Origin of the sequence: Bacillus sp. PAMC28748 (genome assembly GCF_014250415.1) — a bacterium.
GTDB classification, from domain to species: Bacteria; Bacillota; Bacilli; order Bacillales; family Bacillaceae; genus Bacillus; species Bacillus licheniformis.
In genome coordinates this window covers 3,535,895-3,560,914 of record NZ_CP060192.1, presented here as the reverse complement: position 1 = coordinate 3,560,914, position 25,020 = coordinate 3,535,895, and the positions used below count along the sequence as shown (strand labels likewise).

Here is a 25,020-nt window from a genome sequence, read left to right as displayed (position 1 = left end):
TCTCCGCCTGAAAGGGAGTGAGAGATAGTTGAGTCTGCAAACCGATTTTGCCTCTTTTTCAGAGGATTCTTCACACTTTAAAACGATACCGATTATTGAGAGTTTTTCCGTCGATACGCTGACGCCCGTTCAATTGGTCGAGAAGCTGCAGGAAGACATCGTCTATTTGCTGGAAAGCCAGGATGAAACCTCTGCATGGTCAAGATATTCTTTCATCGGCCTTGACCCCTTTTTGACGATCAAAGAAGAACGCGGCCGGTTTCACGCCTGCGATCAAAAGCAGAAGAAGCTTTATTCGGCTTCACAGTTAAAAGACGTTCTCGAATGGATGTCGGAGACGTATTCGATCAAAGCGCCTGAGCTCGACATCCCGTTTACAGGAGGAGCGGTCGGCTATTTAAGCTACGATTTAATGCCGCTCATTGAACCGTCCATCAAAGGGCACAGCAAAGAAACGGAAATGGCAAAATGCCTCCTGTTTGTCTGCCGGACGATGATCGCTTATGATCACGAACTGAAAAAGCTGCATTTCATCCACTATACAAGGCTTGAAGGCAGTGAAAATAGGGAGGAAAAGCGCCGCATTTTCAAAAAGGGGAAAGAAGAGCTCAAGCAGCTTACACAAAGGCTGTCAGACCGGAAAACGCCGAAAGAGCTGTTTCTTCCGCAAGGACGGCACACGGCCCCCAGCTTTGAAGGGATTCAATCAACATATGAGAAATCCCGGTTTTTGGCCGATGTCGATCGCTTGAAAGAATACATTAAAGCGGGAGACATTTTTCAAGGCGTCCTTTCGCAAAGGTTCGACATTCCGGTGAAGGTCGGTTCTTTTGAGTTATACAGAGTGCTGAGAATGATCAACCCGTCCCCGTACATGTACTACATGAGGCTTCCTGACCGCGATCTCGTCGGAAGCTCGCCCGAACGTCTGATCCATGTTCAAAACGGCCATCTTGAAATCCATCCGATCGCCGGCACAAGGAAAAGGGGCGGTGATCAGGCTGAGGATAAGCGGCTTGAAAGAGAACTATTGGCTGATGAGAAAGAAAAAGCGGAGCATTACATGCTTGTCGATTTGGCGAGAAATGATATCGGCAGAGTAGCTGAGTACGGGTCTGTCCAAGTGCCCGAGTTTACGAAAATCGTTTCCTTTTCGCACGTCATGCACATCATTTCGATCGTAACCGGCACTTTAAAAGCGGGTGTCCACCCGGTTGACGCTTTAATGAGCGCATTTCCGGCCGGAACTTTGACCGGCGCTCCGAAAATCCGCGCGATTCAGCTTTTAAATGAGCTTGAGCCCGAACCGAGGGAAACATACGGAGGATGCATTGCTTATATCGGATTTGACGGAAATATCGATTCGTGCATCACGATCCGGACGATGAGCGTGAAAAACGGAGTGGCGTCCATTCAGGCCGGGGCGGGCATCGTAGCCGACTCCGTGCCTGAAAAAGAATGGGAAGAGACCTGCAATAAAGCAGGGGCTCTGTTAAAAACGATTCAAATCGCAGAAGAAACGTTTCTCGAAAAGGGGGAGGACGGCAATGAACGAACTGCTGAAATCATGCGTTAACGGACGGACACTGAATGAAACCGAGGCACACAGCATCATGCGCGACATGATGACCGGCTCGCTGAGCGCTGCGGAAATCGGAGGCCTCCTGTCCGTTCTCGCCTACAGGGGAGAAACGGCTGAAGAGATTACGGGATTTGTCAGAGCCATGCGGGAGCAGGCGCATACAATAGACGGACCGGAACATGTTGTTGATACGTGCGGAACCGGAGGAGACGGAAGCTCCACCTTCAACATTTCCACAGCGGCTGCGATCATCGCTTCATCAGCCGGGGCAAAAATCGCAAAACACGGTAATCGATCCGTTTCTTCAAAAAGCGGGAGCGCTGACGTTCTCGAATATCTCGGCGTTTCTATTCAGACGTCGCCTGAAGAAACGATTAAGAGCATTGAACGCCGAAATATGGGATTCCTGTATGCGCCAAGCTATCACTCTTCCATGAAGCACGTGGCAGGCGCGAGGAAGGATCTGGCTTTTAGAACCGTATTCAATCTGCTCGGCCCGCTCAGCAACCCGATGAAGGCCAAACGCCAGGTGATCGGCGTCTACTCGATCGAAAAAGCAAAGCTTATGGCCCGCGCTCTTGAAGCGTTTGAACCGGAACACGTATTGTTTGTTTCGAGCCGGGACGGTCTTGATGAACTGTCGATCACATCGCCGACAGATGTAATTGAACTGAAAGGCGGCAAAACATACGAATACACCGTCGAGCCGGGCGATGTTGGACTGCCTCTCGGAAGGCTGAGAGACATTCAGGTGGCGACGCCTGAAGAAAGCGGCCGTCTGATCGTCGATATTTTGAAAAACCGCGGTCCGGACTCGGCTGTTCATATCGCAGCGTTTAATGCCGGAGCCGCTTTATACGTCGCAGAACAGGCAGCGGATTTAAAAGAGGGCGTTGCGCTCGCTTTAGAAGCTGTTGCTGGCGGTGAAGCGCTCAATCAGCTGGAGCGATTAAAACAGAAAGAGGAAGAGTTGTATGCTTAATCAAATTATTGATAGAAAACGAGAAGACATCCTAAAGATCAAGCTGCCGGAAGATTTAAAACTGCCAAAGCGGTCATTTAAAAAAGCGCTCCTTTCTCCGAACCGGTTTGTCGCTTTAATTGCGGAGGTGAAAAAAGCTTCTCCGTCAAAAGGCGTGATTCAGGAGGATTTTGAGCCCGTCAAGATCGCAAAACAATACGAACAGGCTAAAGCCGATTGTTTGTCTGTTCTGACAGATACACCTTTTTTTCAAGGGAAGAACAGTTATTTGTCAGATGTGAAACGCTCGGTTTCCCTGCCTGTGCTGCGCAAGGATTTTATCATTGATTCCATTCAGGTTGAAGAAGCGGACCGCATCGGAGCGGATGCGATCCTGCTGATCGGTGAAGCGCTTGAACCGCAAAAGCTGTTTGAACTCTATCAGCAAGCCGTTGAAAAAGGCATGGATGTGCTCGTCGAAGTACATGGCGAAGAGACGCTTGAGGGCATTTTAAATGTCTTTACACCCGAAATCATCGGCGTAAACAATCGAAATCTAAAAAACTTTGAAACGACCGTCGGACAAACGGAGCGAATGGCGAAGCTCGTTCCGCCGGGGACCGTTCTCATCAGCGAAAGCGGCATCGGAAAATCGGAAGACCTGACTTTTGTAAAAACGTGCGGAGCCCAAGCCGTGCTTGTCGGCGAATCGCTGATGAGAGAGACGTCACAGCTGAAGGCTGTCTATGCGTTATTCGGAGAGGACGGCTGATGAAGAAACCGAGTCTAAAATATTGCGGGATTCATTCATTGGAAGATTTAAAGGTGACAGCCCGCTCGAAAGCCGATTATCTCGGATTTATTTTCGCCGAAAGCAAACGGTCGGTAGACCCGGCGGATGTGAAACGGTGGTGCGGCGAAACGGATACGCCAGGTAAAAAGCTTGTCGGCGTTTTTGTTAATGAAAACATGAGCCGAATGGCTGAAATCGTAAAAGATGCAGGCTTGGACGTGATCCAGCTTCACGGAGATGAAACGGCGGCAGACATCAAGCGGCTTAAAAGCATGACAGACTGCGAGATATGGAAGGCGCTCCCTCACGGGAATGATACCGTACAGAGCATGGCTTCTTTCGCACCTTACATCGACGGGTATGTCATCGACTCGTCTGTCAAAGGGATGAGAGGGGGAACGGGTGTTTCGTTTTCGTGGGACAGCGTCCCGCTGTATATAGATGCAGCCCAAAGAGAAGGCAAGCGCCTGTTTATCGCCGGAGGCGTGAACCCGGACACAATCGCAGATCTTTTAAAGCGGCGTCCGCCGGGAATCGACTTGGCAAGCGGAATCGAAGAAAGAGGCAGAAAAAGCGAAAAGCTGATCAGCCTTTTAGAAGAAAGGATGTTCGAACATGTATTCATATCCGAATGAACAAGGCAGGTTTGGTGATTTTGGCGGGAAATTCGTCCCGGAAACACTCATGCAGCCTTTGGAAGAAATCGAAAAAGCGTTTCTTGAACTGAAAGACGACCCTTCATTTCAAAAGGATTATCAAAAGCTTTTAAATGACTACTCAGGCAGGCCGACGGCTTTGACGTTCGCAGACCAGCTCACTAAGCAGCTGGGCGGAGCGAAGATTTACTTAAAAAGAGAAGATTTAAACCATACAGGCGCCCACAAAATCAACAATGCCCTCGGCCAGGCGCTCCTGGCCAAGAAAATGGGAAAAACAAAGCTCATTGCTGAAACCGGTGCAGGCCAGCACGGTGTGGCGGCGGCGACTGTCGCCGCGAAGTTCGGCTTATCATGCATCGTCTTCATGGGGGAGGAAGATGTTGCCAGACAATCGCTGAACGTGTTCCGGATGAAGCTCTTGGGAGCGGAGGTCGTCCCGGTGTCAAGCGGAAACGGGACATTAAAAGATGCTACAAACGAAGCGATCCGCTACTGGGTTCAGCATTGCCAGGACCATTTTTACATGATCGGTTCCGTCGTCGGGCCGCATCCGTATCCTTATATCGTCCGCGAATTTCAACGGATGATCGGCGAAGAGGCGAAAGCGCAGTTTTATCAATTGGAGCAAAGCCTCCCCGATAAAGTTGTCGCCTGTGTCGGAGGCGGAAGCAATGCGATCGGGATGTTCAGCGCGTTCATTGAAGAAACTGTTGAACTGATCGGAGTCGAAGCTGCGGGAAAAGGTGTTGACACACCTCTTCATGCGGCCACGATCACAAAGGGTACAAAAGGCGTCATCCACGGTTCTTTGACCTACTTGATTCAAGACGAGTACGGACAGATCATCGAGCCTTATTCCATCTCAGCCGGACTTGATTATCCGGGAGTCGGCCCCGAGCACGCCCATCTTCATCAAACAGGGCGCGTCACGTATGAATCTGTCACAGATGATGAAGCGGTCTCGGCATTAAGGCTGCTGACAGAGACTGAGGGCATTTTGCCGGCTATTGAATCCGCCCATGCATTGGCAAAAGCATTTGAAATCGCTAAAGAACTGCCGAGAGAGAAAAGCGTTCTCGTCTGCCTTTCAGGCAGGGGAGACAAAGACGTCCATACCTTGATGAAGGTGTTGGAAGAAGAGGTGAATCAAGATGTTCAATCTGAAAAAACAGCCGTCCGATAAGCTATTTGTTCCGTTTATTACAGCGGGAGACCCGCTGCCAGAAATCTCGATCGAGCTGGCAAAATCTCTTCAAGAGGCGGGAGCGTCCGCCCTTGAACTCGGGGTTCCGTATTCTGATCCGCTCGCTGACGGCCCGGTGATTCAGCGCGCATCAAAAAGGGCGCTTGACAACGATATGAACATCGTAAAAGCGATCAGGCTTGGCGGTGAAATGAAAAAAAACGGCGTCCATATTCCGATTATTCTCTTTACGTATTATAATCCTGTGTTACAATTAGATACAGATCACTTTTTCGCTTTACTGCGACAAAATCAGCTAGACGGACTCCTTGTACCGGACCTTCCTTTTGAGGAAAGCGTATATTTGCAGCAGCAGTGTAAAAAACACGGGATTACCTATATTTCGCTGGTCGCGCCGACAAGCGAATCGCGCATTCAAAAAATAACGCAGCAGGCGGAAGGTTTTGTGTATTGCGTTTCTTCGCTCGGTGTCACAGGTGTGCGCAATGAATTCGAAGATTCTGTTTCTTCATTTATCAGGTCTGTTAAAGGAATGAGCTCCGTCCCGGTTGCCGTCGGGTTTGGGATTTCCAGCTCCAAACAAGTGGAGATGATGAATGAACTGGCGGACGGCGTTGTCGTGGGAAGCGCCCTTGTCAGAAAGATCGAGGAGCTGAAAGACGAACTCGTCGCCCCTGAGACAAGGGAACAAGCCTTAAAGGCGTTTGAGGCATACGCTAAGACATTTAGCGGATCGTACATGGTAAAATGAGGTGACAGAATGTTGCAAATTAAAGAACAGTTAAAACAATTAACGCCTTACCAGCCGGGCAAACCGATTGAAGAGGTCAAAAAAGAGTTCAACCTCGACCGGGTCGTCAAGCTCGCTTCAAATGAGAATCCTTACGGCTGTTCAGAAGCGGCAAAGGAAGCCCTCCAGATTGAGGTGCAGCAAATGGCTCTCTATCCTGACGGCTATAGTGCGGCATTGAGAACAAAGCTTGCCTCCCATCTCGGCGTAAATGAAACGAACATCATCCTGGGAAACGGAACGGACGAAGTCATTCAAATTATTTCCCGTTCTTTGTTGGACCCTGCCTCAAACACTGTAATGGCGAATCCGACATTTTCACAATACAAGCACAACGCTGTCATCGAAGGAGCGGAAGTCAGAGAAGTCGGCCTGCTCGAAAACGGCTGCCACGACCTTGATGCAATGCTGAAGGCGATCGATGAACAGACGAAGGTTGTCTGGGTTTGCAGCCCGAACAATCCGACCGGAACGTATGAATCCGGCCGCAACTTGATCCGTTTCCTTGAAAAAGTGCCGGAACATGTCCTTGCTGTCGTTGATGAAGCTTATTACGAATACGTAACGGCTGAAGACTACCCCGAGACCATCCCGCTTCTGGAGCGCTTTCCGAACCTGATGATTCTCAGGACGTTCTCAAAAGCCTACGGTTTGGCGTCTTTAAGGGTGGGCTACGGGATTGCTTCTGAACAGCTGATTCAGGCGATTGAGCCGGCGAGACAGCCGTTTAATACAAACCGGCTCGGCCAGGCGGCCGCGCTTGCCGCCCTCGGCGATCAGGCATTTATCCACGACTGTGTGAGAAAAAACAATGAAGGGCTCAAACAGTACTACGATTTCTGTGATGAGCACGGGCTAAATTACTATCCTTCACAAACGAACTTTGTGCTGATTGATTTTAAACGGGATGCAGACGAACTTTTCTCAGAGCTGCTGAAAAAAGGCTATATCGTCAGATCCGGGAATGCGCTCGGCTTTCCGACGTTCCTTAGAATATCGGTCGGTACGAAGGAACAGAACGAAGGCTTTTTGAAAACGTTAGCCGGCATGTTGTAAGAGGTGATGATTCAGTCACCTCTTTAGTCTATTGATGAACTAGGTGATAAAAAATGACTCAACCGAATGAAACGATTTTGTTGGCCGGTTTGGGCTTAATCGGCGGTTCGATCGCCCTGGCCATCAAAAAGGAACACCCGGGCAAACGGATTATCGGGTTTGACGTGTCAGAAGAGCAGGCAAGGGCTGCACAAAAGCTTGGCGTAATTGATGCTCCGGCCGCTTCTTTTTTAGAAGGGGTGAAAGAAGCGTCGACTGTTTTCTTAGCGGCGCCGGTCGAACAGACGCTTCACATGCTTGATGAGCTTGCCGCTTCAGGCATCAAGAAAAAGCTGCTCATTACAGATGTCGGCAGCACGAAACAAAAGGTCGTCAGCCATGCCGAAAAAGTGCTGCCGGATGACTACAGGTTTATCGGAGGCCATCCGATGGCAGGCTCGCATAAATCGGGCGTCGCTGCCGCCAAAGACTTCCTTTTCGAGAACGCGTTTTATATTTTGACGCCATCCGGCTCCGCCGGCAAAGAAGCGGTTGCTTCTTTAAAAGATCTGCTCAAAGGAACAAATGCAAAGTTTGTGGAAATGTCTCCTGCTGAACATGACGCTGTTACAAGCGTGATCAGCCATTTTCCGCATATCGTGGCGGCGAGTCTCGTCCACCAGACCGTCAAATTCGAAGATCAGTACCCGCTCGTCAAGCGTTTTGCCGCAGGAGGCTTCCGCGATATCACGAGGATTGCCTCAAGCAGCCCGGCGATGTGGCGCGATATTCTCTTGCACAATAAAGATAAAATATTGGAGCGGTTTGACGAATGGAAACAAGAGCTGGACAGAATCCAGTCTTTTGTCGAAAATGAAGATGCAGACGGGCTGTTTGAATTTTTTCGGCAAGCCAAGGAATACCGCGACGGTCTGCCTTTGCGGCAAAAAGGCGCGATTCCTTCCTTTTACGATCTTTATGTCGATGTCCCGGACCATCCGGGGGTCATCTCGGAAATTACGGTGATCCTCGCCGACGAGCAAATCAGCATTACGAACATCCGGATTATCGAAACAAGGGAAGACATAAACGGTGTTCTCAGAATCAGCTTTCAATCCGATGAAGATCGAAAACGCGCCGAAAAATGCATCCAAACCCGCGCAAAATACGAAACATTTTATGCTGATTGAGGTGGAACACATGAAAAGAGGAAAAATCAGTTCACTAAAGGGAGAGCTTCATATTCCGGGAGATAAATCCATCTCCCATCGTTCTGTTATGTTCGGAGCCATGGCAGAAGGGAAAACGGTCATCAAAAACTTTTTGCCAGGAGCCGACTGCTTGAGCACGATCGCCTGCTTTCGGAAAATGGGTGTCGAAATCGAACAGAATGGCAGTGATGTCACCGTCCGCGGCAAAGGGCTCGATCAGCTCGCTGAGCCTGCCGAGCTCCTCGATGTGGGGAATTCCGGAACGACGATCAGGCTGATGCTCGGCATTTTGGCGGGGCGTCCGTTTCACAGTACGGTTGCCGGCGATGAGAGCATCGCCAAAAGGCCGATGAAGCGTGTTACAGAACCGCTTCGAAAAATGGGGGCGAAAATCGACGGCCGCGCCGGAGGGGAATACACACCGCTTTCTGTCCGCGGCGGACATCTGAAGGCGATCGATTTTCAGTCGCCTGTTGCAAGTGCGCAGATCAAATCGGCCGTTCTGCTTGCGGGTCTGCAGGCCGAAGGCACCACAACGGTGACGGAGCCTCATAAATCAAGAGACCATACGGAACGGATGCTGTCTATGTTCGGCGTCAGCCTTCGGGAAGATGAAACGAGCGTGTCCATTGAGGGCGGGCAGCAGCTGAAAGCAGCAGAAGTCTTTGTGCCGGGTGATATTTCATCAGCTGCGTTTTTCCTGGCAGCAGCATCGCTTGTTCCTGGCAGTGAAGTCGTGCTTCGCAATGTCGGACTCAATCCGACCAGGACGGGAATCATCGATGTCTTGAAAGAAATGGGAGCCGATCTTGAAATCGAAGAAAAGGACACAGGAAATACCGAGCCGTACGGCGATCTGAGAATCAAAACGTCCTCTTTGAAGGCAGCCGAAATTTCGGGCGATTTGATCCCGCGCCTCATCGATGAAATACCGATCATCGCGCTTCTAGCAACACAGGCTGAAGGGACGACGGTCATTAAAGATGCGGCTGAACTCAAAGTAAAAGAAACGAACCGGATCGATACCGTCGCCTCAGAGCTGAAAAAAATCGGTGCGAACATCGAACCGACGGAAGACGGGATGAAGATTCACGGCAAGACGCCTCTTACAGGCGGCGCGAAGGTCTCAAGCCATGGGGACCACCGGATCGGAATGATGCTGGGGATCGCCGCCTGCATCTGCGAGCAGCCGATCGACATATTACAGCCCGAAGCTGTGAGCGTCTCATATCCTTCATTTTTTGAACATATCGAAAAGCTTGCAGAAAAAGCCTGAAGCATTGTGCTCAGGCTTTTTCTGCCCGGAAAATCATGAAAGCCGGGCATTTGCTCATAAAACGAATGTTTTCGGCATAGCTTGTCTTAACAGAATCAATCTGCTTCCATACAGCTGTGCGGGCAACATATTTGCCGGAAACCGCCGCGTGAATTATGATAGTAAGTAACTCACCGCGATATGCCGGCTGATACGGCCGGTGATGAATTGACGAAAGAAAGGGACGTTTAGATTTGAATACTTCTATTCAAGAAGCCATAAAATTAGTTGAAGCAGGCCACCCGGAAAGCGGATTGAAAAAACTTGCTGATATCGAGTCTGACCTTCATGATGAAGACAAAGCCATAGCAGCCCAGCTGTATTACGAATGGGGAATTGTCGATAAGGCTATCGCCATCGTGACTGACCTCCATGAACTGTATCCGGATGAAACAGAACTGACATGCTTTTATGCCGAACTCCTCATCGAAACCGATCAGGAAGAAAAAGCGCTCAGCGTGCTCGAAACGATTCCGGAAACAGACGAGGCGTACCCGCAGTGCCTGCTTTTAATGGCTGATCTCTATCAGATGCAGGGTCTGTTTGAAGTCAGCGAGCAAAAGCTGTTAAAGGCGCAAGCCATTTTGCCGGATGAGCCGGTTATCGATTTTGCTTTGGGAGAGCTGTATTTTACTCAGGGAGCTTACGGCAAAGCGGTCCGTCAATTCAAAAAAGCGGCCGAAGAAGAAGCCGTCATCGGCGGCGTCAATGTGTACCAAAGGCTGGCGGAATCATTAAGTTCATCCGGAGCGTTTGAAGAAGCGCTTGAATGGTATGAAAAAGCCGTCAAGGAGAACCCCGAGCCCAACACACTGTTCGGCTTTGGTTTTACGGCACTGAAAGCGGGGTATCCTAAAACTGCGATTAAACAGCTGACAGAGCTGAAGGAAATGGATCCCGCTTATTCTTCGCTTTACAAGCCTCTGGCCAACAGCTTTGAAACAGAAGGGCTTTATGAGGAAGCATTCGAAACGGCAAAAGAAGGAATCCGTGTCGATGAATTCAACAAAGAGCTTTATCTTTCTGCTGCAAAAGCAGCCTTAAAAACGAAAAGGCATTCGGAAGCGAAGGAGCTGCTTCGTGAAGCGCTGGCGCTGGATCCCGGATATCTGGAAGCCGTTCATACACTGCTTGCCCTGTTTCTTGAAGAAGAAGACGATGAGAGCATCATTGAACTCGTTCGGGAAGTGCGCAAATACGGAGAGGATGATCCGAAGTTCAGCTGGCATCTGGCATCGGCGTTCGCCCGGACCGAAGCGTACGACAAAGCCCGCGAGGAATATGAGAACGCATTTTTGCACTATCGGGATGACGCCGATTTCCTTTACGAATATTCCATGTTTCTGCTTGAAGAAGGACGGCGGAAAGAAGCGCTGCCTCTGCTGAAAAAACTGGCAGAGCTCGACCCGGCAAACGAGGAAGTCCAGGAGACGATTTTCAGAATCGAAGATGAAAATTCCTTTGAATAAGCAGGATATGATCGGTTTGTGTGGAATTTATAAAGTAATACACAAGATGCGATAGAGGAGGGAATAACATGCAGACCCCTGTTTCTGTCAATGAAAAAAAAGATTTTATCCGCTGGTTTCTCAACCATTATCAGCTGAAACGAAGAGAGTGTGTATGGATTCTGAATTATTTAATGAGCCATGACTCGCTGATGGAAAAAGTGCATTTTGTCGAGCAGGCCGAATTTTGTCCGAGGGGCATTATCATGTCTACCCACTGCGTTGAGGAAGTGCCTTTTCGTTTTTATAAAGAAAATGTCATGACGACCGATGCAGAAAAATCATTTCATGATATCAGGCTGAATAAGCAGCAGGATCTCTTTATCCAGCTGAACTTCCGCTCAGCCTATAATTCTCCGGAATATGCGGCTGTACTCGAAGCCAATCCGCATATTCCGAAAGACCTATATGAAAATGAAAAAGATAAAATTGTCGCTGAACAGATTTTGGAGCATTCCATTGCCACTTTTCAGAGACAAAAGCTGCTGCGGGAAATCGACGAAGCGCTTGACCGCCAGGATAAAGAAAGCTTCGAAAAACTAGCTAAACAACTGAGCCAGCTGCGATAATCCGCTGCCAATCAAGCCTTGCCGAAAGCAAGGCTTGTTCAGCTCTGAGAAAGCGCTGTCAAAACGGGGAGGACGAAAGCCGTGAAATGGAATACGCACGATGCGGATGTTTACTTGAACGCGAAAGAATACATCGATACAGCTGTCATCCCTTTAATATCGGTTGATCTTGGAGATCAGTTTAAATCGGCCGTATCAAAAGGGGAATTTACGTCTATACTTGCAGAAGAACTCGAAAGGCAGCTGAAGGGCAGAATCTACCTGTTTCCGCCCTGTACATATTTAGAAGCGGATGAAAAATCGGCGCAGCATATCGCCGATTTAAAAGAAATGGCCGAAAAACATTTTCGCCACATCGTTTTTTTAACGACGGATGAACGCTGGAAGCAGATGCTCGACAGCGAGCAAAAGCTGCTGTGGGTTCCGGCGATTCCTCTCGAACATATGAAGGATTCGTTAAAGCAGAAGCTGCTGGAAGATCAAATTGAGCAAATATTGAACATTTTGTTACAATATTGGAACTCTTGATAAAAACACTTACATTTCCTTTGTATAATGATTTTGGGAATGTTGACCTTCCTAAAATATTGATATATTATGAGGGTGTCCTAGTTTCATGAATTTTTTTCTATTTCAGTTATATTGTAGCTGGGGACTTGAGGGGGGATATGAAGATGAGCGAAAAAAGACATCGGGTATCCAGACGTCAGTTTTTAAACTATACGCTGACCGGAGTCGGCGGCTTTATGGCGGCGGGGATGCTCATGCCTATGGTTCGCTTCGCGCTCGATCCGGTTTTAAGGCCGACTGAAGATCAGGACATGGTTCAGGTTGTCAGCGTTGATGAATTGACAAATGAACCGCAGCGCTTCGATTTTAAAATCAAACAAGTGGATGCCTGGTACGAATCGGAAGAATCGAGATCGGCGTGGGTTTTCAAAAGTGGGGACGAAATTGTAGCTTTATCACCGGTTTGTAAACATTTGGGGTGTACGGTCAACTGGAACAGCGATCCTAAAAATCCGAATAAGTTCTTTTGTCCGTGCCATTACGGACTTTATGAAAAGGATGGTACCAACGTGCCCGGAACTCCGCCTCTTGCTCCTTTGGACCGCTATGAGCAAGAGGTTAAAGACGGCTACCTTTACTTAGGGAAAGCCAAGCCGAGGAAGGATGGGTGATCATGCTAAACAAAATTTATGACTGGGTGGATGAAAGACTTGATATTACGCCGCTCTGGCGGGACATCGCCGACCATGAAGTTCCTGAACACGTAAACCCGGCTCACCATTTTTCAGCTTTCGTGTACTGCTTCGGGGGATTGACGTTTTTCGTGACGGTGATTCAGGTGCTGTCCGGCATGTTTTTGACGATGTACTACGTTCCGGATATTAAAAATGCCTGGGAATCTGTTTATTATTTGCAAAATGAAGTGGCGTTCGGACAGATTGTAAGGGGAATGCACCACTGGGGTGCAAGCTTGGTCATCGTGATGATGTTTCTTCATACGCTCAGGGTTTTCTTCCAGGGGGCTTATAAGAAGCCGAGAGAGCTGAACTGGATTGTCGGCGTTTTAATCTTCTTTGTCATGCTTGGTTTAGGTTTTACAGGCTACCTTTTGCCTTGGGATATGAAAGCTCTGTTTGCGACAAAAGTAGGTTTGCAGATTGCTGAGGCGACGCCGCTGATCGGCTCGGAAATTAAAACATTGCTTGCCGGTCATCCGGATATTGTCGGGGCTCAGACGTTGACGCGCTTTTTTGCCATACACGTCTTTTTCCTGCCAGCCGCTCTGTTCGGACTGATGGCTGCACACTTTATCATGATTCGCAAACAAGGAATTTCTGGGCCGCTGTAAACGAGCGACTCAATTGAGAAGGAGGGGATGGCATGAAAAGGGGAAAAGGGATGAAGTTTGTCGGTGATTCACGGATCCCGGCGGAAAGAAAACCGAATATTCCAAAAGATTATTCCGAATTTCCAGGGAAAACGGAAGCGTTCTGGCCGAATTTCCTGCTGAAAGAATGGATGGTCGGAGCGGTTTTCCTTGTCGGTTTTCTCGTGCTGACCATCGTGCATGAGCCTCCGCTCGAGCGGATGGCAGATCCGACCGATACCGGCTACATACCTTTGCCAGACTGGTATTTTCTATTTCTTTACCAATTGCTGAAATACGAATATGCTGCCGGACCGTATACGGTTGTCGGCGCGATTATTATCCCGACAATTGCGTTCGGAGCGCTTTTATTGGCGCCGTTTCTTGACAGAGGCCCTGAAAGAAGGCCGTTTAAACGCCCGGTTGCCGTAGGGTTGATGCTTTTGGCGATTTCAGCGACGGTTTTCTTAACGTGGCAGTCCGTTGTCACTCACGACTGGGCCGCTGCAGAAGAGCAGGGTAAAATCAAGGAAGAGGCCGATATTGATACGAGTGCGGAAGGCTATAAGATTTATCAGGAGCAGGGCTGTATCTCGTGCCACGGAGACAACATGCAGGGAGGAGCGGCAGGCCCGTCTCTCGTTGACAACGGCTTGTCTCCTGAAGAGATTGCGAAAATCGCCAAGGAAGGAAAAGGCGAAATGCCTGCCGGCGTTTTTAAAGGATCTGACAAAGAGCTTAAAGAACTGTCTAAATTCATCTCCGAAACAACGGCGAAATAAAACGGTTGTCAAGTTGATGAAGGCAGGCTATACTCTTGATAGAGCTGAAGCTGACGGCAAGTCAGCCTCTCGGGCTGTCGACAATGTCGATGGCCTTTTCAATTTTGACCGCTGCTGACAGTGAACCGGCACGGAAGCTGGAAAGGCCGCCGCTTCTCGACAGGTGTTCTGCGGTCAATCTGTGAAGCTGACCCGGCGGCGGCTTTTTTTATTTAAAGAGACTGTGAGTTGATTGCTTTGAAACTGATTTCCTACATGCTCGCTCAAAAGCCGATGCTTCTGCTGCTTTTGATCATTAATTTCTTCGGTACGGTTTACGGGTATTATTGGTACCTTCCGCAGCTGACGAATACGCCAGCGAAGTTTCTGATCTTCGTTCCCGACAGCCCGACGGCGACCTTGTTCTTTTTATTCGTTCTCATCGGACTTTTATTGGGAAGGAATGCTCCGCTTTTTGAGGCGCTTGCGCTTGTTACGCTTGTCAAATACGGGCTGTGGGCGGTTGTAATGAATGTTCTCGTGCTTGTGGTGACCGGAAGCCTTCATTGGACGGGGTATATGCTGATCGCGTCGCACTTCGCAATGGCTGTGCAAGGCGTGCTGTACGCCCCGCATTTCCGGTTCAAAGGGTGGCATTTGGCGCTTGCGGCTGTTTGGACGCTGCATAACGATGCCATTGATTACTTGTTTGGAATGATGCCGAATTATTCTATGCTCGATCAATATATGCCGCAGATCGGCTATTTTACATTTTGGCTCAGCATCGCTTCGATCGGTTTGGCCTACTACCTTGTCTTGTCCCGAAAAGCTTTTAAGCTGTAACACTGCTTCACAATCTTGGTCTAACCTTGTCCCTCTCTTCATACGCTTTAATAGAAGGAGTGGGAGGGACCGTAATGATACGAAAGGTGATCCTTTGCATGATGCTTGCGCTTGTTTTTCCTGCGGCCGGTTTGAAAGCGAAAGAATCATCGGCTTTGCAGGAATTGACGGAACTGTCGGATACGGTATTCCAGCTAACAAGGCAGTCTCAATATGAGGAAGCGGTACAAATTCTTCAATACTTTGAAAAAAGGCTGAAAGCTGCGGAGAAAGACGGGACAGAGGATATGATGACAGGCTCGGAAATCCGCCAGGTCAGTCTGGCCTATCATGATACGCTGAAAAGTCTGGAAAGCGAAGAGGTCGCACACCAGGAGAAATTTAAAGCCGCCGCCCAGTTTAGAATGCTGATGGACGCCATTAAATCAGATCATGATCCGCTGTGGAGCAGTTTGAAAAAGCCGATCATGGATTCTTTCAGCGCTTTGAAAGCCGGGATTCAGAAAGAAGACAACTTGACATTCAGGGAAAAGTGGAATCATTTTTTATCCTTGTATGATACGATTTATCCAAGCTTAACGATCGATGTTTCGCCAAAGCAGTTAAAAAGCGTCTCCAACCATATTGCAGTCGTGGAAAACGGAGGCTTCCAGCAAATGACGGAAAGCAGCAAGCTGGAAAGGCTGACGCTTTTGGAAAAAGATTTGGAAGATGTGTTTGATCAAGTAGAAGAAGATGATGCAGACCCTTCCCTGCTATGGGTCATCCTGACGACGGGAAGCATTATCCTCTCGACGCTGACATACGTCGGTTTCAGAAAGTATAAAGCCGAAGAGGACAGGCGCAGAAAAAGAGAAAAAGATTGGCCGAAATAAGAAGCTCCGCTGATCGCGAGCTTCTTTTTTGCTGACCTTCAATCAGCGGGTGATGGGATTTTTGTTCTCATCAAGCGTAAAACCCTCTCCCAGCACGTCGTGTACGTCGCTTACGGCTACAAAAGCGTGCGGGTCGACCGAAGTAATCACATTTTTCAGCTGGAAAACCTCATTTTTCGGAACGACGCAGTATAAAATGTCCCGCTCCGTCTTCGTATAAGACCCTTGACCTTTTAAAACTGTGACGCCTCTTTCCATTTCTTCAATGATTTTGCGCTGAATCTGGTCGTTCTTTTCAGAGATGATGGTGGCGCCTTTTGCGGCATAACCGCCTTCCTGCATAAAGTCGATGACCTTTGAGGCGACAAATACGGCAACAAGCGTGTACATTGCTTCCTTATAGGAAAGGTAAAAAATAAGGGATAATGTAATGACGCAGGCGTCAAACACAAACATGGCTTTGCCCATCGGCACTTGAAAATATTTGTTGATCAGCCGCACGATAATATCAACGCCGCCCGTTGTTCCGCCGTATCTGAAAATAATGCCCAATCCGGTGCCGATAAACACGCCTGCAAAAAGTGCCGCGAGCGCAAGATCGTTTTGAAGCGGCATATGAATCTGGAAGCGCTGAAAAATCCATAAAAACACCGACAGGCTGACTGTGCCGAGAATGGTGTATGAGAAGACCGTTCTGCCGAGGAGTTTCCAGCCGATGAAGAAGACCGGGATGTTCAGCACCAGATTGGATATGGAAGGATCGATATTAAACAGGAAATAAAGCAGCAGGGTAATGCCGGTAAAACCGCCTTCCGACAAGTTGTTCTGCATATTAAAATGAACGAGTCCAAAGGAAAAAACAGCGGCGCCTGCTAAAATAAACAGGACGTTCTTCATTCTGATGTCTCCGAACATAAAAAAACTCCTTTCCTTCCATAAGCTGGCGTTAATATTATAGTGTATCCGTTTTAAAACAGCAAACTCGTCTTAAACATTTGTCAAACTTGTTTGAATTCGCTAACATGTAAGAGATGACAGGAGGTTTTGCCAGCATGACGAAAGAAAAAACGATGAAAGATATACAGCGTGAAGTCGACGAATATATCGGCCAGTTTAAAGAAGGCTATTTCAGTCCGCTTGCCATGATGGCCAGACTGACGGAAGAGCTTGGCGAACTGGCGAGGGAAATCAACCATCATTACGGAGAAAAACCAAAGAAAAAAACCGAATCGGAAAAAAAGATCGAAGAAGAAATCGGCGACGTATTGTTCGTTTTAGTTTGTCTTGCGAATTCGCTTCATATATCATTGGATGAAGCGCATGATATGGTCATGGAGAAGTTCAACACCCGTGATAAAGATCGCTGGACAAGAAAAGAAGAAGGAAAGTAGAGGAGAATCAAGATGCAAAAGGATACCATTAAAATCGCAATAGCAGGACCGCGCGGAAGAATGGGAAGCGAAGCGGTCAAACTTGTTGAAGATACCGCACATTTTGAACTTGTCGGTGCAATCGACCGTACATATAACCGTGAAAAGCTGTCAGATGTGATGACGTCAAGTTCAGATGCTGTCATTTACACCGATATCACGGAATGCTTTTCAGAAACGTCTCCGGATGTTCTGATTGATTTGACAACGCCGGAAATCGGCAAGCTACATACAAAAATCGCGTTGGAGCACGGCGTCCGTCCTGTTGTGGGAACGACAGGATTTTCTGAGAGCGACTTGAACGAGCTTATGGAACTGACCGATGAGAAGGGAATCGGAGCTATCATCGCGCCAAACTTCGCGCTCGGAGCCGTGCTGATGATGAAGTTTTCGCAAATGGCTGCCAACTATTTTACCGATGTTGAAATCATTGAACAGCACCATGATCAAAAACTTGACGCGCCAAGCGGAACGGCCTTGAAAACGGCGGAAATGATTTCGGCTGTTCGCGAAGCGAAAACGCAGGGGCACCCGGATGAAAAGGAAATTCTGCCGGGAGCAAGAGGCGCCGATCAAAACGGAATCCGTCTCCACAGCGTTCGTCTGCCGGGATTGATTGCCCATCAGGAAGTGATGTTCGGCGGAGACGGCCAAACCCTGAAAATCCGTCACGATTCATACAATCGCGCATCTTTTATGTCTGGTGTGAAACTGGCTGTTGAACAAGTGATGAAAATCGATCAGCTTGTCTACGGCCTTGAAAATATCATAGAGTAACAAGAAGGGGGAAATCGCTTTGAAAATCGCCTTAATTGCCCATGACCGAAAAAAACAGGATATGATTCAGCTGACGACCGCTTATAAAGACATTTTAAAAAAGCATGAGCTGTTTGCGACAGGAACGACCGGTTTAAAAATCACTGAAGCGACAGGGCTGCCCGTCGTGCGCTTTCAATCGGGGCCGCTTGGCGGTGACCAGCAGATCGGCGCTTTGATCGCGAAAAATGACATCGATCTTGTGATTTTTCTGAGAGACCCGCTGACGGCCCAGCCGCACGAACCTGACGTGTCAGCGCTTATCCGCTTGTCTGACGTTTATGCCATTCCGCTCGCCACCAACATGGGAACTGCGGAAATCTTGATCCGTTCTGTCGAGGAAGGCGCGTTTGAGTTCAGAAACATTGTCCACGGCAGGGATCGCGATGCTTGATATACTTGCTTTCGGTGCACACAGCGATGATGTAGAAATCGGCATGGGAGGAACCATTGCCAAATATACTAAAAAAGGCTTTCAAATTGGAATCTGCGATTTAACCCAGGCTGAACTGTCTTCAAACGGAACAGTCGAAACGAGAAAAAGCGAAGCGGCGCTGGCGGCCGAAATTCTCGGCGCCAGTCCGCGGATTTCCCTCACGCTGCCGGACAGGGGGCTGTTTCCCAGCCAGGCGGCGATCAGGGACGTTGTTGCCGTCATTCGGAAACATAAACCGAAGCTTGTCTTTGTCCCTTATCCAAAGGACCGGCATCCCGATCACGGGCACGCAGCGGAAATCGTCGAAGAAGCGGTCTTTTCCGCTGGTATACATAAATACGAAGATGCAGAAAAACAGCCGGCCCATAAAGTCCAAAACGTGTACTACTATATGATCAACGGTTTTCACAAACCTGAGTTTGTCATCGACATTTCTGAAACGATCAATCAAAAAAAGGATGGCCTTGCTGCTTATCAGAGCCAGTTCACCCGTTCCCGGCAGTCGGTTGAAACACCGCTGACAAACGGATATATTGAAACGGTCGAAGCCAGGGAAAAGCTTTTGGGAAAAGAGGTCGGCGTCGCATACGCGGAAGGGTTTTTTTCAAAGCGGACTCTTCTGTTAAACAACGATTTATTTGGGGGCGGATGATGAAACAGTTAAAAATCGGAATCACATGTTATCCGAGTGTCGGCGGATCAGGAATTATCGCCACCGAGCTCGGCAAGCTGCTTGCGGAAAAAGGACATGAAATTCATTTTATTACATCAAGTGTTCCGTACAGGCTCAATAAAGTGTATTCCAACATCTATTTTCACGAAGTCGAAGTCAATCAATATGCCGTTTTTAAGTACCCGCCGTATGATTTGGCTTTGGCCAGCAAAATGGCGGAGGTGGCAAAGCGGGAACAGCTTGATGTTCTGCATGCCCACTACGCGGTGCCTCACGCGATTTCCGCTTTTTTAGCGAAGCAAATGCTGAACGGAAACATTAAAACGGTCACAACGCTGCACGGCACAGATATAACCGTGCTCGGCTATGATCCGTCTTTAAAAGACCTGATCAAGTTTGCGATCGAATCGTCTGACCGCGTTACCGCGGTTTCTTCGGCTCTTGCCGCGCAAACGTATGATTTGATCAAACCGAACAAAAAAATTGAAACGATCTATAATTTTGTGGATGAGCGCGTGTATTTAAAAAAACAGGAGCATCATTCGCTGAAAGAGCAGTACGGCATTGCACCTGATGAAAAAGTGATCATCCACGTATCCAATTTCAGACAGGTGAAGCGCGTACAGGATGTCATCCATGTATTCAGCCGCATTGTCAAACAAATGAAATCGAAGCTGATTCTCGTCGGCGACGGGCCGGAAATGACCGTGATCTGCCAGCTTGTCAGACAGCTCGGATTAAAAGACGACGTTCTTTTCCTTGGCAAACAAGACAGCGTAGAAGAGCTTTACGCCATCAGCGATTTAAAGCTGCTTTTGTCCGAGAAGGAAAGCTTCGGTTTAGTGCTGCTTGAAGCGATGGCCTGCGGCGTTCCGTGCATCGGCACAAATATCGGGGGGATTCCCGAGGTGATCAAAAACGGAGTATCCGGTTACTTGGTCGATGTCGGAGATATTGAAGGTGCAGCTAGTAAGGCGCTTCATTTACTGACTGATGAAAGCCTGCAGCGCCAGTTTGCGGAAGCGGCGCTGCAAAGCATCAAGGAACGCTTTTCTTCCAACAAAATCATCGCGCAATATGAAGAAATTTATCAACAATTAACAGACTGGGAGTGTGACAATGGAGGATCTCTTTTTGAAGGCTCTTCCTCTCCTTCGTGAGCTGAAAAAACACGGCTGGCAGGCCTACTTTGTAGGCGGAGCCGTCAGGGATGCCCAAATGAACAGAGATGTCGGCGATATTGATATCGCTACAGATGCATCCCCGGAAGAAATCGAAGCCATTTTTCCGAAAACCGTTGATGTCGGAAAGGAACACGGAACCATCATCGTCCTCTTTGAGGGAGAATCCTACGAGGTGACGACCTTTCGCGCAGAGCTTGAATATGAGGATTACAGAAGGCCGAACGGCGTTCAGTTTATCAAATCGCTGAAGGAAGACCTGAAGAGGCGGGATCTGACGATTAATGCGATGGCGATGGATGAAGAAGGCAGACTGATCGACTATTTCGGCGGGCTCCGCGACATACGGGAAAGATTGATTCAAACGGTCGGCGACCCGGCGGAGCGTTTTCACGAAGATGCGCTTCGCATGCTGCGGGCGCTCCGTTTTATGAGTCAGCTCGAGTTTGAGCTTTCTCCAAATACAAAAAAAGCGATTTGCGAAAACCGTCCGCTCCTGGCCCATATTTCTACAGAGCGGAAAACGGTTGAATTCGAAAAACTTTTAAAAGGAAAAGCAGCAGGCCGGGCTCTGGAAGCAGCGGCTGAAACAGGGCTTTACAAGGAGCTTCCGGGGCTGGACGGCAAAAAGGAGCGCGTTCTGGCTGCCCGAGCTTTTCCTTTTTATCAACTTCAAAAAAGTGCCGATATATGGGCGGCTTTCATTCACATGATATCGATCAATCCCGCTGAAGCGCACCGGTTTTTAAAAGGGTGGAAGCTTCCGGGGAAAGTCATCAGACAGGCGCTCCATACGGCTGAACGGATCGATCAAAAATGGGATGCCGTCTCGATGTATGAGGCGGGGGAAGAGACGCTGCTGGCCGCATCTGCCATTCGCAGCTTGAGGGACAAGCAGGCAATCGATGAAGAGCAGCTGGCTGAAATCAGACAGTCGTACCAGGCGCTTCCGATTAAAAGCCTGAAAGACCTGGCGGTATCTGGAAGCGATCTGCTGAATTTCAGAAAGAAGCCGGCCGGAAAATGGGTGTCCGATGATTTGAAACGGATTGAGCGGGCCGTGTTAAACGGGGAGCTTGCCAATCAAAAAAAAGCCATAGAGGAGTGGCTGGATTCATGCAGTCAAATTTAAGAAAGAAACTCATTCAATTGTTTACCGAGGCAGACGGCGAATTCATTTCTGGCCAGAAAATCAGCGAAGAGCTCGGATGCTCAAGAACCGCCGTTTGGAAGCATATCGAAGATCTGAGAAAATCGGGATATGAACTTGAAGCGGTCCGAAAGCTCGGCTATAAAATGATAAAAAAACCCGACAAGATCACTGAAGATGAAATCAGGCTCGGGTTAAAAACGAAAAAAATGGGACAGACGATCCATTTTCAGGATGTCGTTTCATCAACTCAAAAAATCGCCCACGAACTTGCGAACAACGGTGCGCCCGAAGGAACGATCATCGTTGCCGACAAGCAGACTGAAGGAAGAGGAAGAATGGCGAGAGCATGGCATTCCCCGGAAGGAAACGGCATTTGGATGAGCATCATTTTAAGGCCTGAAATTCCCGTGCAAAAAACGCCGCAGCTGACGCTTTTAGCCGCTGTAGCGATCGTTCAGGCAATCGAAGAGCAAACCGGCATCGCAGCCGAAATTAAATGGCCGAACGATATTTTGATCAACGGCAAAAAAGTGGTCGGGATCTTAACGGAACTGCAGGCGGAAGCTGATCAGGTCCATTCCGTTATTGTCGGAACGGGGATCAACGTCAATCAGCTTGCAGCCGACTTTCCGGAGGAATTACAAGAAACAGCGACAAGCCTTCGTCTCGCAAGCGGTGAAAAAATCGACAGAGCGGCTTTGGTCCAAACAATAATGTCGACGTTTGAAAAAAGGTATGAAGACTATCTCGCCTACGGTTTTGAACCGATCAAGCTTTTGTGGGAAAGCTATGCTTTGACCCTGAACCGCGAATTGACGGCCCGGACGCTGAACGGAACGTTTCACGGCAAAGCGCTCGGAATCGACGAAGAAGGCGTATTGATCCTGGAAACGAGTGACGGCATCAAAAAAATATACTCCGCTGATATCGATATTAATCCGTCATAGTTGGAACGATCCATGCGTTTTTGGTATACTTCGGATGGGCAGTATCCTCTGGGAACTGCACCTGGAAAGCATGCAACTTATAAAAAAACAGTCTGCCTTGATCCAAAAAGGACTGGGACAGAGGGATGATTCTTGCCGAACACGGACGATACGAAATCCTTCTCCTTGCCGGAAGGTTTTTTTGCTGTCCGAAAAGATGCAGATGCAAGCACGGCAGCTCATCTCCTCTGAAAAAGAGGAGGAGAAAACATGAAGACAAAAACTGACTTTCTAAAAATGAAACAAGAGGGAGAGCCGATCGTCATGCTGACTGCCTACGATTATCCGGCGGCAAAGCTTGCCGAACAGGCCGGCGTCGATATGATCCTTGTCGGCGATTCACTCGGCATGGTTGTACTCGGCCTTGACTCGACCGTATCTGTTACGGTTGCTGATATGATCCACCATACAAAAGCTGTCAAACGCGGGGCAAAAGATACGTTTGTTGTGACGGATATGCCTTTTATGTCATATCACTGCTCTTTGGAAAGCGCTCTGAAAAATGCCGCGGCGATCGTTCAAGAAAGCGGGGCAGATGCTTTGAAGCTTGAAGGCGGCGACGGTGTGTTTGAGACGATCACGGCTTTAACACGCGGCGGAATACCTGTTGTCAGCCATTTAGGCTTGACTCCTCAATCCGTCGGTGTTTTGGGAGGCTATAAAGTTCAAGGGAAAGATGAAGAAAGCGCCGGCAAGCTGATTGAAGACAGCAGGCGCTGTGAAGAAGCAGGCGCGATGGCGCTCGTTCTGGAATGCGTCCCGGCAGCGCTCGCTGAACGGATTTCAAAGGAGCTCACAATTCCTGTCATCGGCATTGGAGCAGGTGCTGGCACGGACGGACAGGTTCTCGTTTACCACGATGTTGTCGGACACGGAGTAAGCCGGACGCCTAAATTTGTCAAGCAGTATGCACAAATCGACCAGCCGCTTGAACAAGCGCTTCGGGGATATGTTGAGGATGTCAGAAGCCGCGTGTTTCCTGAAGATGCTCATTCGTTCCGTATAGATCAGCAAGTTCTTGAAGGATTATACGGAGGGAAATAGGCATGATTCAGATCTATACAGCAAAAGATATACAAAACTTAACGAAAAATTACCGCAAGGAAGGCAAAACCATCGGTTTTGTGCCGACAATGGGCTTCCTTCATGAAGGTCATATGTCGCTAGTAGAAAAAGCGCGAAAAGACAACGATATTGTCGTGATGAGCATTTTTGTCAATCCTATGCAGTTCGGTCCGGGAGAAGACTATGAAGCGTATCCGAGAGATATTGAAAGAGACCGTCAGCTTGCGGCCGGCTCAGGAGTGGACGTCTTGTTCACTCCTGAGCCTGAAGAAATGTACGGCCAGGAGCCGACGGTTACCGCAAGCGTGAAAAAGCGGACGGATGTCCTTTGCGGCCGTTCAAGAGAAGGGCATTTCGACGGTGTCGCAACAGTGCTCACAAAGCTGTTCAATCTCACGTCTCCGACAAGGGTTTATTTCGGCATGAAGGATGCCCAGCAGGTTGCCGTCGTCGACGGGCTGATCAACGACTTTTTCATGGATATCGAGCTGATCCCTGTCGAAACAAAACGGGAAGAAGACGGGCTTGCCAAAAGCTCAAGAAATGTCAATCTGCGAGCTGAAGAACGGCAGGAAGCAACCGCTCTTTACCGAGCTCTTCAGCGCGGCGCCGAGCTGATCCGCAATGGAGAGAGAGACCCGGAGGCCGTTAAGCGGGAGATTCGGAGCATTCTGGAAAAAACGAGCGGTGTTATTGATTATGCCGATATTTATTCATATCCCGATCTGGAGATCAGGGATCCATTGACTGGAAAAGTCATCATAGCGGTTGCCGTTCAGTTTTCCAAAGCCCGCTTAATTGACAATATCATCGTCGATATCCCGGCAGATCAAAAGGAGGATTTGTGATGTACCGTACGTTAATGAGCGCAAAACTTCACAGAGCGAGAGTGACGGAAGCCAATTTGAACTACGTCGGCAGCGTGACAATTGATGAAGATTTGCTGGATGCTGTCGGAATGATGGCAAATGAAAAAGTGCAAATTGTGAATAATAATAACGGGGCCCGGCTGGAAACGTACATTATTCCCGGTGAAAGGGGCAGCGGCGTCGTTTGTTTAAACGGAGCTGCCGCCCGCCTTGTCCAGGTTGGAGATGTCGTCATCATCGTGTCTTATGCGATGATGTCTGAAGAGGAAGCAAAGACCCATAAGCCGAAGGTTGCCGTTTTGAACGAGAGAAACGAAATCGAGGAAATGCTGGGTCAGGAGCCAGCCCGTACCATTCTGTAGCCCCCTTGCCTTTAGGGGGCTTTCATATCGTTTGGAAAGAGCGAAAGAGAAGAAGCCGGTTTTGAAG

29 protein-coding genes are annotated in these 25,020 nt (G+C 48.7%); 28 read left to right on the top strand and 1 reads right to left on the bottom strand.

Annotated features, from left to right (window positions below):
• Positions 1 to 28 precede the first annotated feature (28 nt).
• The 18 genes from trpE (at position 29) to ypjB (ending at position 15,982) form a co-directional block, all read left to right on the top strand.
• Positions 29 to 1,576, top strand: coding sequence for an anthranilate synthase component I (trpE, locus tag H7F26_RS18290; RefSeq protein WP_044789888.1), 1,548 nt, complete (start codon positions 29 to 31; stop codon positions 1,574 to 1,576).
• Entirely contained in the window at positions 1,548 to 2,564 is a 1,017-nt protein-coding gene (trpD, locus tag H7F26_RS18285) for an anthranilate phosphoribosyltransferase (protein ID WP_009327998.1), read from the top strand. Before trpE ends, trpD begins: the two co-directional genes overlap by 29 nt.
• Complete coding sequence (gene trpC, locus H7F26_RS18280; protein ID WP_044789889.1) at positions 2,557 to 3,315, top strand: indole-3-glycerol phosphate synthase TrpC; 759 nt, start codon at positions 2,557 to 2,559, stop codon at positions 3,313 to 3,315. The genes trpD and trpC overlap by 8 nt, the downstream gene beginning before the upstream one ends.
• On the top strand, positions 3,315 to 3,971 hold the full coding sequence (locus H7F26_RS18275) for a phosphoribosylanthranilate isomerase (RefSeq protein ID WP_003182976.1): 657 nt from the start codon (positions 3,315 to 3,317) through the stop codon (positions 3,969 to 3,971). Before trpC ends, H7F26_RS18275 begins: the two co-directional genes overlap by 1 nt.
• Positions 3,952 to 5,178: a tryptophan synthase subunit beta gene (gene trpB, locus H7F26_RS18270; RefSeq protein ID WP_003182974.1), complete on the top strand. Its 1,227-nt coding sequence runs from the start codon at positions 3,952 to 3,954 to the stop codon at positions 5,176 to 5,178. The genes H7F26_RS18275 and trpB overlap by 20 nt, the downstream gene beginning before the upstream one ends.
• Complete coding sequence (gene trpA, locus H7F26_RS18265; RefSeq protein ID WP_003182972.1) at positions 5,147 to 5,950, top strand: tryptophan synthase subunit alpha; 804 nt, start codon at positions 5,147 to 5,149, stop codon at positions 5,948 to 5,950. Before trpB ends, trpA begins: the two co-directional genes overlap by 32 nt.
• Before the next feature lie 12 nt (positions 5,951 to 5,962).
• Positions 5,963 to 7,045 (top strand): histidinol-phosphate transaminase, encoded by a 1,083-nt coding sequence (gene hisC, locus H7F26_RS18260; protein ID WP_011198069.1) that lies wholly within the window; start codon positions 5,963 to 5,965, stop codon positions 7,043 to 7,045.
• 53 nt (positions 7,046 to 7,098) lie between these two features.
• Positions 7,099 to 8,214, top strand: a complete 1,116-nt coding sequence (locus H7F26_RS18255; RefSeq protein WP_044789891.1) for a prephenate dehydrogenase — start codon at positions 7,099 to 7,101, stop codon at positions 8,212 to 8,214.
• Between the two features lie 10 nt (positions 8,215 to 8,224).
• A complete protein-coding gene (gene aroA / locus H7F26_RS18250) occupies positions 8,225 to 9,511 on the top strand; it encodes a 3-phosphoshikimate 1-carboxyvinyltransferase (protein WP_003182964.1) in 1,287 nt (428 codons plus the stop codon).
• Between the two features lie 233 nt (positions 9,512 to 9,744).
• Positions 9,745 to 11,019, top strand: coding sequence for a tetratricopeptide repeat protein (locus H7F26_RS18245; RefSeq protein WP_061565947.1), 1,275 nt, complete (start codon positions 9,745 to 9,747; stop codon positions 11,017 to 11,019).
• 68 nt (positions 11,020 to 11,087) lie between these two features.
• The gene (locus H7F26_RS18240) at positions 11,088 to 11,627 is read left to right on the top strand and encodes a ReoY family proteolytic degradation factor (protein ID WP_003182958.1); all 540 of its coding nucleotides are present in this window, start codon (positions 11,088 to 11,090) and stop codon (positions 11,625 to 11,627) included.
• A gap of 81 nt (positions 11,628 to 11,708) precedes the next feature.
• The gene (locus tag H7F26_RS18235) at positions 11,709 to 12,155 is read left to right on the top strand and encodes a YpiF family protein (protein ID WP_003182956.1); all 447 of its coding nucleotides are present in this window, start codon (positions 11,709 to 11,711) and stop codon (positions 12,153 to 12,155) included.
• Between the two features lie 146 nt (positions 12,156 to 12,301).
• Positions 12,302 to 12,808: a QcrA and Rieske domain-containing protein gene (locus H7F26_RS18230; RefSeq protein ID WP_003182954.1), complete on the top strand. Its 507-nt coding sequence runs from the start codon at positions 12,302 to 12,304 to the stop codon at positions 12,806 to 12,808.
• A gap of 2 nt (positions 12,809 to 12,810) precedes the next feature.
• On the top strand, positions 12,811 to 13,485 hold the full coding sequence (qcrB, locus tag H7F26_RS18225; RefSeq protein WP_003182952.1) for a menaquinol-cytochrome c reductase cytochrome b subunit: 675 nt from the start codon (positions 12,811 to 12,813) through the stop codon (positions 13,483 to 13,485).
• Positions 13,486 to 13,517: 32 nt separating this feature from the next.
• Complete coding sequence (locus H7F26_RS18220; protein ID WP_003182950.1) at positions 13,518 to 14,285, top strand: menaquinol-cytochrome c reductase cytochrome b/c subunit; 768 nt, start codon at positions 13,518 to 13,520, stop codon at positions 14,283 to 14,285.
• 35 nt (positions 14,286 to 14,320) lie between these two features.
• On the top strand, positions 14,321 to 14,470 hold the full coding sequence (locus H7F26_RS18215) for a hypothetical protein (RefSeq protein WP_016885970.1): 150 nt from the start codon (positions 14,321 to 14,323) through the stop codon (positions 14,468 to 14,470).
• Positions 14,471 to 14,540: 70 nt separating this feature from the next.
• Positions 14,541 to 15,107 (top strand): lipoprotein heptaprenylglyceryl N-acetyltransferase LhaT, encoded by a 567-nt coding sequence (locus H7F26_RS18210; RefSeq protein ID WP_370510510.1) that lies wholly within the window; start codon positions 14,541 to 14,543, stop codon positions 15,105 to 15,107.
• Positions 15,108 to 15,181: 74 nt separating this feature from the next.
• On the top strand, positions 15,182 to 15,982 hold the full coding sequence (ypjB, locus tag H7F26_RS18205) for a sporulation protein YpjB (RefSeq protein ID WP_017473941.1): 801 nt from the start codon (positions 15,182 to 15,184) through the stop codon (positions 15,980 to 15,982).
• 42 nt (positions 15,983 to 16,024) lie between these two features.
• Here the strand turns inward: ypjB and H7F26_RS18200 are convergent, their stop codons facing one another.
• Entirely contained in the window at positions 16,025 to 16,897 is an 873-nt protein-coding gene (locus H7F26_RS18200; protein WP_003182943.1) for a YitT family protein, read from the bottom strand.
• A 137-nt stretch (positions 16,898 to 17,034) separates the two neighbouring features.
• On the opposite strand from H7F26_RS18200, the gene H7F26_RS18195 reads away from it, so the two are divergent.
• From H7F26_RS18195 to panD, 10 genes are all read left to right on the top strand, one after another.
• Entirely contained in the window at positions 17,035 to 17,373 is a 339-nt protein-coding gene (locus tag H7F26_RS18195) for a nucleotide pyrophosphohydrolase (RefSeq protein ID WP_003182941.1), read from the top strand.
• Between the two features lie 12 nt (positions 17,374 to 17,385).
• On the top strand, positions 17,386 to 18,189 hold the full coding sequence (gene dapB, locus H7F26_RS18190) for a 4-hydroxy-tetrahydrodipicolinate reductase (protein WP_003182939.1): 804 nt from the start codon (positions 17,386 to 17,388) through the stop codon (positions 18,187 to 18,189).
• A 19-nt stretch (positions 18,190 to 18,208) separates the two neighbouring features.
• Positions 18,209 to 18,622, top strand: coding sequence for a methylglyoxal synthase (gene mgsA, locus H7F26_RS18185; protein ID WP_003182935.1), 414 nt, complete (start codon positions 18,209 to 18,211; stop codon positions 18,620 to 18,622).
• On the top strand, positions 18,615 to 19,316 hold the full coding sequence (bshB1, locus tag H7F26_RS18180) for a bacillithiol biosynthesis deacetylase BshB1 (RefSeq protein ID WP_003182933.1): 702 nt from the start codon (positions 18,615 to 18,617) through the stop codon (positions 19,314 to 19,316). Before mgsA ends, bshB1 begins: the two co-directional genes overlap by 8 nt.
• Positions 19,316 to 20,497 carry an N-acetyl-alpha-D-glucosaminyl L-malate synthase BshA gene (gene bshA / locus H7F26_RS18175; RefSeq protein WP_009328002.1) on the top strand — a complete coding sequence of 394 codons (1,182 nt, stop codon included), beginning with the start codon at positions 19,316 to 19,318 and terminating at the stop codon, positions 20,495 to 20,497. Before bshB1 ends, bshA begins: the two co-directional genes overlap by 1 nt.
• A complete protein-coding gene (locus H7F26_RS18170) occupies positions 20,457 to 21,650 on the top strand; it encodes a CCA tRNA nucleotidyltransferase (RefSeq protein ID WP_017473943.1) in 1,194 nt (397 codons plus the stop codon). The genes bshA and H7F26_RS18170 overlap by 41 nt, the downstream gene beginning before the upstream one ends.
• Entirely contained in the window at positions 21,635 to 22,618 is a 984-nt protein-coding gene (locus H7F26_RS18165) for a bifunctional biotin--[acetyl-CoA-carboxylase] synthetase/biotin operon repressor (RefSeq protein WP_009328004.1), read from the top strand. Before H7F26_RS18170 ends, H7F26_RS18165 begins: the two co-directional genes overlap by 16 nt.
• A gap of 249 nt (positions 22,619 to 22,867) precedes the next feature.
• The gene (panB, locus tag H7F26_RS18160; RefSeq protein WP_003182922.1) at positions 22,868 to 23,701 is read left to right on the top strand and encodes a 3-methyl-2-oxobutanoate hydroxymethyltransferase; all 834 of its coding nucleotides are present in this window, start codon (positions 22,868 to 22,870) and stop codon (positions 23,699 to 23,701) included.
• A 2-nt stretch (positions 23,702 to 23,703) separates the two neighbouring features.
• The gene (gene panC, locus H7F26_RS18155; RefSeq protein ID WP_003182920.1) at positions 23,704 to 24,570 is read left to right on the top strand and encodes a pantoate--beta-alanine ligase; all 867 of its coding nucleotides are present in this window, start codon (positions 23,704 to 23,706) and stop codon (positions 24,568 to 24,570) included.
• Positions 24,570 to 24,953: an aspartate 1-decarboxylase gene (gene panD / locus H7F26_RS18150; protein ID WP_003182918.1), complete on the top strand. Its 384-nt coding sequence runs from the start codon at positions 24,570 to 24,572 to the stop codon at positions 24,951 to 24,953. The genes panC and panD overlap by 1 nt, the downstream gene beginning before the upstream one ends.
• The last annotated feature ends 67 nt before the right edge of the window (positions 24,954 to 25,020 follow it).